Raw genomic sequence first — 13,455 nt, 5'->3', positions numbered from 1 at the left:
GGGGGAACGGGAGTCCCACGCACCACCGGGGCTCGGGGGGAGACACGGGGGAACGCCGTTCCGGCGCGGGCCGAGGGGGATCGGTCCGCACCGGGACGGCGGCACCCGTCCGCGTACGGACTCCGCGCGGCTCAGCGGCCGCCGCCCACCCGCCCCTGGAGCAGCCGCGACAGCGCCGCGTGGACCTCGTCGATCGACCGCTCCGGCTGGAACGACCGCCAGTCCAGCGCCGCCACCAGCACCATCCCGAACAGCGCGGACGCCGTCAGCGGCACGTCGATCTCCTCGCTCAGCTCGCCCTCCGCGACCGCCTCCCGCAGCACCGCCTCGATCACCGCGATCGCCCGCTGCCGGACCTGCGTCAGCGTCGACTGCCACGTCCGGTTGGTGCGCCACAGCTCGGCCACGTACAGCTGCATCAGCGCCGGATGGCGGGTGATGAAGTCGAGCCCGGCCCGGATCATCGCGTCCAGCGCGTCGACCCGGCCGCCGCCGCGCTCGGCGGTCTCGTCGGCCGCGGCCTGCAGGGAGTCCGTCAGCAGCTCGATGCCGTGCCGCAGCAGCTCCTCGAAGAGGACGGTCTTGCTGGCGAAGTTGTAGTAGACCGTGCCCTTCGCCACCCCGGCGCGCTCGGCGATCTCGTCCACCGTGGTGGAGGAGAAGCCCTGCTCGGCGATGAGCGTGACCGCCGCGTCGAAGAGCTTCCGCCGGGTGTTCCGGCGGCGTGTACCGCTGCTGTCCATGGGGGTGATTCTCCCCGTACCCACGGTGCCCGCGTGCACGGACCCGGCCTCCGCCGCGACACCTTTGCCGGCCGCGCCGGCTCCGCGCGCGCCGCCCCGGCGGTCAACCCCCGGGCGGGAACGCCCATTAGGCTGGGGCCGCCGGCGGACCGCGCCGGAGACGAGCCGTTCCGCCGCCGAGGAGCCACCCGCCGTGTCAGACCCCCTTCGCCCCCGGGCCTCCCTCCGTACCGCCGTGGTCTGGGAGGTCCTCCGGGACGCCCTGGACCGCCGGGTCAAGGCCGCCGGCCGGGAGGACCTGGAGGTCCTGGACACCGGGGGCGGCTCCGGCAGGTTCGCCGTGCCGCTGGCCCGGCTCGGCCACCGCGTCACCGTCGTCGACCCCAGCCCCAACGCGCTCTTCGCCCTGGAGCGGCGCGCCGCCGAGGCCGGCGTCGCCGAGCGCGTGCGCGGCGTCCAGGGCGACGCCCACGGCCTCTTCGACGTCGCCGAGCGCGGCGGCTACGACCTCGTCCTCTGCCACGGCGTGCTCGAGTACGTCGAGGACCCCGCCGAGAGCGTGCGCAACGCCGTCGCCGCGCTGCGCCCCTCCGGCACCCTCAGCCTGCTCGCCGCCGGGCTGGGCGGCGCGGTCCTCGCCCGCGCCCTCGCCGGCCACTTCACCGAGGCCCACCAGGCGCTCACCGACCCCTCCGGGCACTGGGGCGCCGGCGACCCCGTCACCCGCCGGTTCACCGCCGACCAGCTCTCCGGCCTGGTGGCCGACGCCGGACTGGAGGTCTCCGCGGTGCACGGCGTACGCGTCTTCGCCGATCTGGTGCCCGGGGTGCTGGTCGACGCCGAGCCCGGCGCCGCGGACGCGCTCCTGAGGCTGGAGACCGCCGTCGCGGAGATCCCCGCCTTCCACTCGGTGGCCACTCAGCTGCACGTCCTCGCCGAGCGGGGCTGATCGGGGGCATCCCCGAGGGCCCGCCCGATCCGCCCGTCCGCCCCGTATGATCGGGGGACACCGTCCGGCATGGCGGATCGGCGGGCAGGGAATGTACGTCCCGACGGCATCGATCGCCACAGGCGGGGCCGGTGGCCGAATTGGCGCAGAGGGGCGGGTTTCACGGGGGCGATTCCCTGCCTATCCTGAAAGGGTCGCACCCCGGTCGCCCCCCGCGACCGACGAGTAGGAGGACTCCGTGCCGCTCTCGGAGCACGAGCAGCGCATGCTCGAGCAGATGGAGCGAGCGCTGTACGCCGAAGATCCCAAGTTCGCGACAGCGCTCGAGGGCAGCGGCCTGCGCACGTACACCCGGCGACGGGTCTACCAGGCGGTCGCGGGTTTTCTGGTGGGCATCGCGCTCCTCATGGCCGGAATGGTCGCCCAGCGCATCTGGATCAGCGTGGCGGGCTTCCTCGTCATGCTGAGCTGTGCCGTGCTCGCGGTGACGGGGTGGCGCAAGGCGCCCAGGCCCGGTGTGCAGCGGAACGCCGGCCCGATGGGCGGCATGCCGCGGCGGCCGGCGGGCCGGCGGCGCGGCATGATGGACCGCATCGAGCAGCGCTGGCAGCGCCGCCGCGACGAGCAGGGCCACTGAGCCTTCAGTCTTCCCAAGAGGGGGCCGGGACGTAGTCGCGGCCCCCTCTTTTGTGTCCTTCTCCTTTGTGTCCTTCGTGTCCTCAGCCGCCGGACGGGCTGTTCAGCCCGTCCGGCGCCTGAGGAGTCCCTGGAGCAGGCGGGCCGTGCTGCGGGGGGCGAAGCGGGCCCTGAGGCGGGTGGCACGGGTGGCCGTGGCGTGGAGGCCGGCCCGGACCAGCTCGACGTCGGCGGCCAGGCCGTCGGCCGGGCGCGGCCGGGGCGCGTAGAGCGTCCGCTCGACCGCCGTGGCCACCCGCCCGGCGGCCTCGGCGGCCGGGGCGGTCAGCCCGGCCGTCGTCACGATGCGGTCGGCGGCCATCCTGGGGGTGCGCGTGTCGTCGGGAGGGATGCCGTAGTCCCAGGCCGAGTCGGTCAGCTCGCGCCAGGCGGCCAGTGTGCGCGCCCCCGGCTCCGCGGCGGTGCCGCCGGCCCCGCCGAGCCGCCGGGCCCGGGCGCGGTTCCGCAGCAGCATCGGCAGCAGGGGCAGCGCCAGCGCGGCGAGGGCGGCCAGCACCAGGCCCACGACGGTGAGCGGTGAGGTGTCCTCGCCCGGGGCGGCCGCGGCCGCGCTCGGCGGCGTGCCGGGGCAGCCCTGGAGCTTGCGCAGCTCCGGCGGGCAGGCCGCGTCCACCGAGGGCGCCGCCGAGGGGACGGTCCCGCGGCTGGGCACCGGCGCCGGGGCTGCCGGGTCGGGCGCGGTGGGCGCCTGGGCCACGGTGTACTCGGGCTGGGAGCCCCGGCTGGGGGTGGGCTCGAACCGGGTCCACCCGGCGCCCTCGAAGTACAGCTCGGGCCAGGCGTGGGCGTCCTTGGACCCCACCGACACCGAACCGTCCGGCTGCGGGGTGCCCGGGGCGAAGCCGACCGCGACCCGGGCGGGGATGCCCAGGGTCCGTGCCATGGCCGCCATGGAGAAGGAGAAGTGCACACAGAAGCCGCGCTTCTCCTCCAGGAAGCGGGCCATGGCGTCCTCGCCGCTGCCCGAGCGCACCTCGGTGTCGTAGCGGAAGCCGCCGTTCACGGCGAAGAACTCCTGGAGCCGCACCGCCTGTTCGTAGGCGTTCGCGGCCCCGGCCGTCACCTCGCGGGCGGTCCGCGCCACCACGGGCGGCACGCTGTCCGGGACCGTGGTGTACTCGCGCAGCAGCGCCCGCGGGGGCGCGGGCGCCGCGCCGAGCTGGGCGGCCGTCGGCTGTACGCGCAGGGCGGTGAGCTCGTAGCGCAGGCCCCGGGTGGTCTGGCCGTGGTCGCCGACCAGGGTGCGGCCCTCCGGCTCGTACCGCCAGGCGCCGGTGAGCCGGGTGACCTGCCGGGCGGGGTAGGGCATCGGCAGGTAGTTCTGGGCGTAGCCGGGCGCCGCGGCGACGGAGAGGCCGATCTCCTCCGTGCGCACCTCGGGCGCCAGGCCCTGGGGCGCGGGCAGCAGCGGCGACGGCACGCCCGTGATGCGCCGCTCGGAGGCGCGCCATGACGCCCCGTCGAACCGGTCGAGGGAGACGATCCGCAGATACAGGTCCGGGCCGCCGGTGGGGGCCGCTCGGTAGCGCAGGACCTCGCGGTTCTCCGGCTGGTTGAGGCTGTTCTGGAGCGACACGAGGGGATTGACGGCCGAGATGGTGCCGCCGGAGCCGCCGGCCCCGGCACCCCTGCCGCGCGGTTGCAGCAGCCCGCCGTCGATCGACGGCAGCACCGCCGGCGCCAGCAGCGCGACGCCCAGCACGAGCACGCCGATGCGGTGGCCGGTTCGCAGTGGGGCGGGGGCGCGGCCGCCGCCGAGGGCGGCCGGGCCGTCCGGGCCCGCGGGGTGTCCCCCGCCGTGGACGCGGCCCCAGCGGGTGAGGCGGTCGCGGCCCTCGGCCAGGAGCAGCAGCAGGAAGCCGGCCGCGGCCGGCAGGAACCACAGGTGCTGCCCGCCGCCCCGGGCGAGGCCGGCGCCGATCGAATACAGGGCGAGCAGCGGCAGGCCGGCCGGGGCCGCGGCGCGGTACGTCACGGCCAGCGCGTCCACCACCAGGCCGATCAGCAGCACTCCGCCGACCAGCAGGAACCTGATGGCGAGGGTGGCGGGGGCCGGGATGGCGTACCGCCCGATGTCGTCCATGCCCGCGCGCAGCAGCCGGGCGAACTCCTCGCAGGCCGCGGGCCCCGGGAGCACCCCGCCGAGGGCCCGCTCCCGCGCGAAGACCACGGTGAGCAGCAGGATCGCGGTCACCGCCTGGAGCGCGACGGTGAGCGGCCCGGCGGGCGCCGCCCGGCGGGCCACCACGCCGACGGCCGTCTGCACCGCCAGCAGCAGGGCGGCCTGAAGGAGCCAGTCGGCCCGGTCGACCAGCGGCAGCGTGGCGCAGGCCGCGCCGAGCGTCGCCAGCGCGCCGCAGACGGCGAGCCACGTCCGGCCGTTCACGCCCGGCCTCCCGTCGCCCCGGACGCCGTCGCCCGCGGGGCCTCCGGCACGCTCGCCGGACGCCACAGATCGGCCAGCGGCACCCCGGGGCCGACCGGCAGCACCGTCCATCCCGCCTCGCGCAGGGGCCGCTGCCACCGCCCGGCCCCGGGCGCCGGGCGGCGGCCCGCCCAGGCGTCGGCGTCCAGCACGAAGGCGACGGCGGTGCCGCCGCGCGGCCGCATCCGGGCGGCCACCTCCGCCTGCCGCTCGTCCAGCCGGCCGAGGAAGGCGATGAGCAGGCCCGCGCCGTCGCGCAGCGCGTCGTAGGCGGCCGAGAGCCCGGTGCCCCCGGAGTGCTCCAGCACGGCCAGGGCGTCGAGCAGCGGCCCGGCCAGGGCTTCGTCCGGCCCGTGGGCCGCGCCGGCGGGCCCGCCCGGGGCGTCGAGGCCCGGCAGGAAGGCGCCGGTGTCGGTCAGCAGCCGCACCGCGAACCCGCGCTCCCGCAGGTGCAGCGCGGCGGAGGCGGCCCCCGAGACGGCCCATTCGAAGGGCGCGTCCGGGCCCGCGCCCTCGTAGGCCGTGGCCCGGGTGTCCAGCAGGACCGTGCCGTGGGCGCGCCGCGGCTGCTCCTCGCGGCGCACCATGAGCTCGCCGTGGCGGGCCGTAGAGCGCCAGTGCACCCGGCGGAGGTCGTCGCCGTGGCGGTACTCGCGCGGGATGACGTCGTCCTCGCCGGCCAGGGCGAGGGAGCGGAGGCCGCCGTCGCCGTGGCCGGGGGCCTCGCCGCCCAGCCGCAGCGGCGGCAGGGCGTCGACGCGAGGCACGACCGTCAGCGTGTCCTGGGCGTGGAAGCCCCGGGTCAGCTCGCACATCCCGAAGGGGTCCGTCAGCCGCAGCTGGAGCGGGCCCAGCGGATAGCGGCCGCGCAGCGGGGAGCGGACCCGGTAGGACATCTCGCGGCGGCCGCCGGGCTCCACCCGGTCCAGCACGAAGCGGGGGCGCGGGCCGAGGGAGTAGGGCACCTGGTCCTGGAGCATCAGCAGGCCGGTGGGCAGCCGGGAGACGTTCTCCAGGCGCAGGCTCACCCGGGCCTCGCCCAGCGCCGCCACCCGGACGGGCGCCAGCCGCCGGCTGCCGGTGACGCGGTGGCGGGTGCCGTGGAGGACGAGCACGCAGACCACGGGGAGCGCGGACAGCAGCAGCCCGACGCGCAGCAGGTCCTCCTGGCCCAGGACGTAGGAGCAGGCGCCCGCGGCGATGCCGGCCGCCAGGAACGAGCGGCCCCGGGTGGTCAGCCCGGCGAACGCGGCGCCGAGCTCCGCGAGCCGGCCCGGCCGCGGTGGGGTGCCGGCGGACATCACGGCCTCCGGGCGCCCGGCGGCTGCTGACCGAACGGGTCGGGCAGCGGGGTGCGCTGCAGGATGTCGACGACGACCAGCTCCGCCGTCCGCCGGTTCAGGCGGGCCTGGGCCGTGGGCAGCAGGCGGTGGGCGAGCACCGGGACGGCCAGCGCCCGTACGTCGTCGGGCAGGACGAAGTCGCGGCCCGCGAGGGCCGCGGCCGCCTTGGCGGCCCGGACCAGATGGAGCGTCGCGCGGGGCGACGCGCCGAGTCTGAGCTCGGGGTGGTGGCGGGTGGCGGTGACCAGGTCGACCGCGTACCGCCGGACGGCCTCGGCGACGTGGACGGCGCGCACGGCGTCGGTGAGCTTGACGATCTCGTGGGCGTGCGCCACCGGCTGGAGGTCGTCGAGCGGGGAGAAGCCGGCGTGGGCGTCCAGCATCCGCAGCTCGGCCTCGGGGCTGGGATAGCCCATGGACACCCGGGCCATGAAGCGGTCGCGCTGCGCCTCGGGCAGCGGATACGTGCCCTCCATCTCCACCGGGTTCTGCGTGGCGACCACCATGAAGGGGGCGGGCAGCTCATAGGTGCGCCCGTCGACGGTGACCTGGCGTTCCTCCATGGACTCCAGCAGCGCCGACTGGGTCTTGGGGGAGGCGCGGTTGATCTCGTCGCCGATCACGATCTGGGCGAAGATCGCGCCGGGCTTGAACTCGAAGTCGCGGCGCTGCTGGTCGTAGACGCTGACGCCGGTGATGTCCGAGGGCAGCAGGTCGGGCGTGAACTGGATGCGCCGCACCGAGCAGTCCAGGGAGCGGGCCAGCGCCTTGGCGAGCATCGTCTTGCCCACCCCGGGGACGTCCTCGATCAGCAGGTGACCCTCGGCGAGCAGCACGGTCAGGGCCAGCCGCACGACCTCCGGCTTGCCCTCGATCACGCTCTCCACCGCCCCGCGGACACGGTCCGCGGTCGTGGTCAGCTCGCTCGCTCGATCGTCATAGGTGGTCACCCGGCCCTCCTCGGCCCCATGTGCCGGGGCGTGGGTCCGACGGATCACGGACCGGCCCCCCTCCAGCGTGGACACCGCCCGCGATCACGGGGCGGCGTCCTACGCATTCTGTCCGCATACGGCGGTTCCCGTCACCGCCTGTGGACAACTCGTCGGCCCCCGGCGACCGGCCGCGATGCGGAATCAATCCCTCCGCCGGGGCGCGCCGGCTAGGGGCGCGGGTCGATCTCGCGCAGCAGCCCCGTGGTGACATCGAAGACGAAACCGCGCACGTCGTCGCGGTGCGGCAGGAACGGGGACGTCCGCACCCGCTGCATGGACTGGCGCACGTCCTGGTCGAGGTCCTTGAACGCCTCCACGGCCCACGCGGGCCGCTGGCCGACCTCGGCCTCGATCTCGTGGCGGAAGTCCTCGGTCAGGTTCAGCAGACCGCAGCCGGTGTGGTGGATCAGCACGACCGAGCGGGTGCCCAGCGCGCGCTGGCTGATGGTGAGCGAGCGGATGATGTCATCGGTGACCACGCCGCCGGCGTTGCGGATGGTGTGGCAGTCGCCCAGCTCCAGGCCGAGCGCCGCGTGGAGGTCCAGGCGGGCGTCCATACAGGCCACGACCGCGACCTTGAGCACCGGCCGGGCGTCCATCCCGGGGTCGCGGAACGAGCTCGCGTACTTCGCATTGGCCTCGACCAGGTGGTCGGTGACCGTGGGTTCCATGTGCCCGGCGTCGGAGCTGGGCTTTTGCGGCTGAGGCTCGGTTATCGGCATAGGGACGAAGGTAGTCGGCGACCGGCCGCGGCGCACGCGCGGAGTGACGCGCCTGGCGGTTGGTTGACCGAGGGGACGAGTGGACTAAAGTGGCGCGAAGTGGGAGGCGTGACGCTCCCCTTGGACCCGGCAGAAAACCGCGCGCGCGGTGCGCACGCACCCCTCGGCCTCCTCCCGCTCCCGGTCGCCCCGGCGTCGCTTCCCCGGCGCCGAAGCGGCCGCTTCCCCTTCGAGCGGGCGGGGACCCGGCGGTGCGTGCCCCGGCGCGCGGGGGCCGCCTCCCCCGACTCTCAGAAGGGCGCATGAGCAGCAACGCGCGACACGTCCCCGTCATGCTCCAGCGCTGCCTGGACATGCTCGCCCCCGCCCTCACCGAGCCCGGAGCGGTCGTGGTCGACTGCACGCTCGGCGCCGGCGGACACAGCGAGGCGCTGCTCAAGGCGTTCCCCGAGTGCCGGCTGATCGCCCTCGACCGCGATCCCACCGCCCTCGCGCTGGCCGGCGAGCGCCTCGCCCCCTACGGCGAGCGCGCCACGCTGGTGCGGGCCGTCTACCACGAGCTGCCCGAGGTGCTGGAGCGGCTGGGCATCCCCAAGGTCCAGGGCGTCCTCTTCGACCTCGGCGTGTCCTCCATGCAGCTCGACGAGGCCGACCGCGGCTTCGCCTACGCCCAGGACGCCCCGCTCGACATGCGCATGGACCAGACGACCGGCATCAGCGCCGCCGAGGTCCTCAACACCTACCCGCCGGGCGAGCTGGTGCGCATCCTGCGCGCCTACGGCGAGGAGAAGCAGGCCAAGCGGATCGTCTCGGCCATCGTCCGGGAGCGCGAGAAGGAGCCCTTCACCAACAGCGCCCGGCTCGTCGAGCTGATCCGCGACGCCCTCCCGCAGGCCGCCAAGCGCACCGGCGGCAACCCCGCCAAGCGCACCTTCCAGGCCCTGCGCATCGAGGTCAACGCGGAGCTGGCCAGCGTGGAGGCGGCCATTCCGGCGGCCGTGAAGGCCCTCGCCGTCGGCGGGCGCGTCGCCGTGCTGTCGTACCAGTCGCTGGAGGACCGCATCGTCAAGGGCGTCTTCGCGGCCGGCGCCACCAGCACAGCGCCGCCCGGCCTGCCGGTGGTGCCCGAGGAGTACCAGCCGCGCCTGAAGCTCCTCACCCGGGGCGCCGAGCTGCCCACCGAGGAGGAGGTCGCCGAGAACCGCAGGGCCGCCCCCGCCCGGCTGCGCGGCGTCGAACGCATCCGCGAGGACATCCGGTGAGCCCGGCGGCCCGGCGGGGCAGCCTCCTGGGCAGGCTGCTGCCCATCGGGCCCCTCGGCGCGAAGCGCACCCCCTTCGTCCTGCTCGTCGTGGTGCTGCTGGGCTCCGGGCTGATCTCCCTGCTGCTGCTGAATTCCTCCCTCAACCAGGGCTCCTTCGAGCTCAGCCGGTTGCAGCGCAAGACCACCGAGCTGAAGGACGAGCAGCAGGCCCTCCAGCAGGAGGTCGACCAGCTCGCCGCGCCCGACGCGCTGGAGCGCCGGGCCCGCGAGCTGGGCATGATCCCCGGCGGCAGCCCCGCCTTCCTCAACTCCGACGGCACCGTCAGCGGCGTGCCCGTCCCCGCCGGCTCCGAGGCCCCCGCCGACCCGGCCGCCTACGTGGCCCCCGCGACGCCGCCCCGGGCCCCGGACGCCGAGCCCCCCGCGGCTCCCCGCGCCCCCGCCCCGCCCCCGGCCGCGGTGCCCCCGGCCCCGGCCGCGCCCTCCGCCGCCGTGCCGCCGCAGCCCGTGGCGCCCGAGCCCGTACGGCCCCCGGCCCCCGCGGGTCCCGCCGGCCCCGCGCGCACGCCGGCCGTCCCGGCTCCGGCCCTTCCCCCGGCCCCGGCGGCCGGGCACACCGAGCAGATCAGGTAGGTGAGGTCGTGACGGCGCCCAGGCAGCCCCGCCGCCCGGTTCCCGGGCCCGCGCGCCCCGCCGCGCGACCCGCACGCCCCCGCCCCGGCGCCCCGGCCCTCCGGCTGGGCAGCCCCCGGCCCCGGCTGCGCCTGATCGGCGCCTGCCTCACCCTCGTCCTGCTGGTCTTCACCGTCCGGCTGCTCCAGGTGCAGGCCGTCGACGCGGACGCCTACGCCGCCCGCGCCAACCTCAACCGCTACATCCCCGTCACCCTGGCCGCCGAGCGGGGCGCCATCACCGACCGCTCCGGCATCGACCTGGCCACCACCGTCGACGCGTACGACATCACCGCCGCGCCCGACCTGCTCACCCCGGAACGGATCAAGGCCGAGGGCGCGGCCCGGCAGGCCGCCGCGCTGCTCGCGCCGGTGCTGCGCGAGCCGGCCGCCGCGCTGGAGGCCCGGCTCACCGCCAACCCCAAGTCGAAGTACGTGGTGCTCGCCCGCCGCCAGACCCCCCAGGTCTGGAAGAGGATCAGCGAGCTGAAGAAGGCCCAGGCCGAGCGGGCGGCCCGCAAGCAGGGCGCGAATGTGCTGGCCGGTGTCAACCGCGAGTCGCACAGCAAGCGCGTCTACCCCAACGGCGAGCTCGCCGCCGGCCTGCTGGGCTTCGTCAACGCCGACGGCCAGGGCGGCGGCGGCCTGGAGGCCCAGCTGGACAAGGAGCTGGCCGGCAAGGACGGCCGGCGCGTCTACGCCCAGTCCGGCGGCCGACAGGTGCCCACCGGCGACGTCAAGGAGCAGGCCGCCGTGCCCGGCTCCGACGTCGAGCTGACCGTCGACCGCGACATCCAGTGGGCGGCCCAGAACGCCATCGCCCGCCAGGTGACGGAGTCCGCCGCGGACCGCGGCTACGTCGTGGTCCAGGACACCCGCACCGGCGAGATCCTCGCCATGGCCAACGCCCCCGGCTACAACCCCAACGAGCTCGCCCGCGCCGACCGCTCGGCCATGGGCAACTTCGCCCTCCAGGACGCCTACGAGCCGGGCAGCGTCAGCAAGGTCATGACCATGGCCGCCGTCCTGGAGGAGGGCGTCGCCACCCCCACCACCCATGTCGAGGTGCCCAACCGGCTGCCGCGCGCCGACCGCAACTTCGCCGACGACGTCGACCACCCCGTCTGGCACCTCACCCTCAACGGCGTGCTCGCCAAGTCCAGCAACATCGGCACGATCCTGGCCAGCGAGCAGCTCGGCAAGACCCGTGAGCGGGCCAACGAGGTGCTGTACGACTACCTGCGGAAGTTCGGCGTGGGCCGCCCCACCGGCCTCGGCTTCCCCGGCGAGACCCCCGGCATCCTGGCCAGGCCCCACGACTGGAAGTCCTCCCGGCCCTACACCATCCCCTTCGGCCAGGGCCTGTCCCTGAACGCCCTCCAGGCCACCTCCGTCTACTCGACCATCGCCGCCGGCGGCGAGCGCGTCCAGCCCTCGCTGGTGCGCGGCACCAAGGGCCCCGACGGCCGCTTCACCGCCGTCGCCGAGCCCCCGCGCTCCCGGGTGATCAGCGCGAAGACCGCGCGGGAGCTCACCGCGATGCTGGAGTCGGTGGTCGACGACCAGGAGGGCACCGGCACCAAGGCCAAGATCCCCGGCTACCGGGTGGCCGGCAAGACCGGCACCTCCAACCGGGTGGACCCGGTGACCGGCCGCTACCACGGCTACACCGCCTCCTTCGCCGGATTCGCCCCCGCGGACCAGCCCCGGCTGACCGTCTACTGCGCCATCCAGAACCCCACCCGGGGCAGCTACTTCGGCGGCCAGATCTGCGGACCGGTCTTCAAGCAGGTCATGGAGTTCGCCCTGAAGACCCTCCAGGTGCCGCCGTCGGGCGCGCAGCCGCCCCGGCTGCCGGTGAGCTACGAGTGAGCCGGGTCCGCCGTGACGACGATCACTCCCGATCCGGGGAACCGCGGCCCGGCGGGCCCCTCGCTTCGCGACGAGGCGGGTACGCCCGGTACGCTCACCGCCGTGCCCCACGCTGATCAGTCCCACGCCACCTCCCAGGACGCCCCCGCGGCGCACCCGGGAGCGCCCCGCCCCACCCGGGCCGGATCCGTGTCCCTCACGGAGCTGGCCGGTCAGCTGGGCGTCCCCGCCCCCGAGGGCGCGTCCGAGGTCCACGTCACCGGCATCACCCACGACTCGCGCGCGGTCCGCCCCGGCGACGTCTACGCCGCGCTGCCGGGCGCCCGCTTCCACGGCGCCGGCTTCGCCGCGCAGGCCGCCGGCCTGGGCGCGGCCGCCGTGCTCACCGACCCGGCGGGCGCCGAGCGCGCCGCCGCGACCGGCCTGCCCGTCCTGACCGTGGACGACCCCCGCGCCCGGATGGGCGCCCTGGCCGCCACGATCTACGGCGAGCCCGGCGAGGACCTCCTCCAGATCGGCATCACCGGCACCTCCGGCAAGACCACCACCGCCTACCTCATCGAGGGCGGGCTGCGCGCCCTGGCCGGCCCCACCGGCCTGATCGGCACGGTGGAGTCCCGTATCGGCGACGAGCGGATCAAGTCCGAGCGCACCACCCCCGAGGCCACGGACCTCCAGGCGCTGTTCGCCGTCATGCGCGAGCGCGGCGTGCGCTCGGTCGCCATGGAGGTCTCCAGCCACGCGCTGCGGCTCGGCCGTGTCGACGGCTGCGTCTTCGACGTCGCCGTCTTCAACAACCTCAGCCCGGAGCACATGGAGTTCCACTCGGGCATGGAGGACTACTTCGCCGCCAAGGCGCAGCTGTTCACCAAGGAGCGCAGCCGCCTGGGCGTGGTGAACGCCGACGACGAGTACGGCCGCCGGCTCGCCGCCGGCGAGTCCGAGGTCCCGGTGATCACCTTCTCCGCCGAGGGCCGCGAGGACGCGGACTGGCGCGCGGTGGACGTCGAGATCGGCGCGTTCGACTCGACCTTCACCGTCCTGGGCCCCGAGGGCCGCACCGTGGCCGCCCGGGCGCCGCTCGCCGGCCCGTTCAACGTCGCCAACGCCCTGGCCGCCATCGTCGCGCTCGTCGCCGCGGGGGCCGACCCGCAGGCCGCCGCCGACGGCGTCGCGGCCGTGCCCGGCGTCCCCGGCCGGCTGGAGCGCGTCGACGCCGGTCAGCCGTATCTCGCGGTCGTCGACTACGCCCACAAGACGGACGCCGTCGAATCGGTTCTCCGCGCCCTGCGCGAGGTCGGCACCGGCCGCATCCACGCCGTCCTCGGCTGCGGCGGCGACCGTGACACCACCAAGCGCGCCCCCATGGGCGCCGCGCTGGTCCGCGGCGCCGACACGGCCGTGCTGACCTCCGACAACCCCCGATCCGAGGACCCCCTCGCGATCCTCGCCACCATGCTCGCGGGCGCCGCCGAGGTGCCCGCCGCGGAGCGCGGCACCGTCCTGCTGATGGAGGACCGCGCCGCCGCCATCGCCGCCGCCGTCGCCCGCGCCGAGCCCGGTGACACCGTCCTGGTCCTGGGCAAGGGCCACGAACAGGGCCAGGACATCGCCGGAGTGGTTCGCCCCTTCGACGACCGTCAGGTGCTGCGCGAGGCCATCGAGGCCGGGCGGCCGCGCTCGTCGACCAAGCACCGGAACGACCAGGGATGACAGACCGCCATGCGCGCACAACCCTCCCCCCGGCAGCCCTCCCCAGCGGCAGGAGGTGACCTCCG

General features: G+C 75.8%; 11 protein-coding genes. 6 read left to right on the top strand and 5 right to left on the bottom strand.

The annotated features are described in order from the left end of the window. Positions 1-131 precede the first annotated feature (131 nt). Positions 132-743 (bottom strand): TetR/AcrR family transcriptional regulator, encoded by a 612-nt coding sequence (locus tag AC07BS_RS18285; RefSeq protein ID WP_478648157.1) that lies wholly within the window; start codon positions 741-743, stop codon positions 132-134. 193 nt (positions 744-936) lie between these two features. On the opposite strand from AC07BS_RS18285, the gene AC07BS_RS18280 reads away from it, so the two are divergent. Further along, positions 937-1,692: a methyltransferase gene (locus AC07BS_RS18280; RefSeq protein ID WP_478648160.1), complete on the top strand. Its 756-nt coding sequence runs from the start codon at positions 937-939 to the stop codon at positions 1,690-1,692. Positions 1,693-1,930: 238 nt separating this feature from the next. Next, positions 1,931-2,329, top strand: coding sequence for a DUF3040 domain-containing protein (locus tag AC07BS_RS18275; RefSeq protein WP_478648162.1), 399 nt, complete (start codon positions 1,931-1,933; stop codon positions 2,327-2,329). 102 nt (positions 2,330-2,431) lie between these two features. On the opposite strand, the gene AC07BS_RS18270 is transcribed toward AC07BS_RS18275, so the two are convergent. From AC07BS_RS18270 to AC07BS_RS18255, 4 genes are all read right to left on the bottom strand, one after another. After that, positions 2,432-4,774, bottom strand: a complete 2,343-nt coding sequence (locus tag AC07BS_RS18270) for a transglutaminase TgpA family protein (RefSeq protein ID WP_478933161.1) — start codon at positions 4,772-4,774, stop codon at positions 2,432-2,434. Further along, a complete protein-coding gene (locus AC07BS_RS18265) occupies positions 4,771-6,114 on the bottom strand; it encodes a DUF58 domain-containing protein (RefSeq protein WP_478933159.1) in 1,344 nt (447 codons plus the stop codon). The genes AC07BS_RS18270 and AC07BS_RS18265 overlap by 4 nt, the downstream gene beginning before the upstream one ends. Further along, positions 6,114-7,106 carry an AAA family ATPase gene (locus tag AC07BS_RS18260; RefSeq protein ID WP_478648170.1) on the bottom strand — a complete coding sequence of 331 codons (993 nt, stop codon included), beginning with the start codon at positions 7,104-7,106 and terminating at the stop codon, positions 6,114-6,116. Before AC07BS_RS18260 ends, AC07BS_RS18265 begins: the two co-directional genes overlap by 1 nt. 209 nt (positions 7,107-7,315) lie before the next feature. After that, the gene (locus AC07BS_RS18255; RefSeq protein ID WP_478648173.1) at positions 7,316-7,870 is read right to left on the bottom strand and encodes a beta-class carbonic anhydrase; all 555 of its coding nucleotides are present in this window, start codon (positions 7,868-7,870) and stop codon (positions 7,316-7,318) included. Between the two features lie 302 nt (positions 7,871-8,172). Between AC07BS_RS18255 and rsmH the strand changes: the two genes are divergently transcribed. From rsmH to AC07BS_RS18235, 4 genes are read left to right on the top strand one after another with little or no spacing between them, the layout of a single operon-like run. Further along, the gene (rsmH, locus tag AC07BS_RS18250) at positions 8,173-9,132 is read left to right on the top strand and encodes a 16S rRNA (cytosine(1402)-N(4))-methyltransferase RsmH (RefSeq protein ID WP_478648176.1); all 960 of its coding nucleotides are present in this window, start codon (positions 8,173-8,175) and stop codon (positions 9,130-9,132) included. Continuing rightward, positions 9,129-9,767, top strand: a complete 639-nt coding sequence (gene ftsL / locus AC07BS_RS18245) for a cell division protein FtsL (protein ID WP_478648179.1) — start codon at positions 9,129-9,131, stop codon at positions 9,765-9,767. Before rsmH ends, ftsL begins: the two co-directional genes overlap by 4 nt. A gap of 8 nt (positions 9,768-9,775) precedes the next feature. Further along, positions 9,776-11,677 carry a peptidoglycan D,D-transpeptidase FtsI family protein gene (locus AC07BS_RS18240; protein ID WP_478648182.1) on the top strand — a complete coding sequence of 634 codons (1,902 nt, stop codon included), beginning with the start codon at positions 9,776-9,778 and terminating at the stop codon, positions 11,675-11,677. 12 nt (positions 11,678-11,689) lie between these two features. Further along, positions 11,690-13,390, top strand: a complete 1,701-nt coding sequence (locus AC07BS_RS18235) for a UDP-N-acetylmuramoyl-L-alanyl-D-glutamate--2,6-diaminopimelate ligase (protein ID WP_478648185.1) — start codon at positions 11,690-11,692, stop codon at positions 13,388-13,390. Positions 13,391-13,455 lie beyond the last annotated feature (65 nt).

The sequence above is a fragment of the Streptomyces sp. NPDC044063 genome (assembly GCF_056434285.1).
Note: the sequence above shows the minus strand (reverse complement) of the source record. Positions and strands in the feature narration are given on the sequence as shown.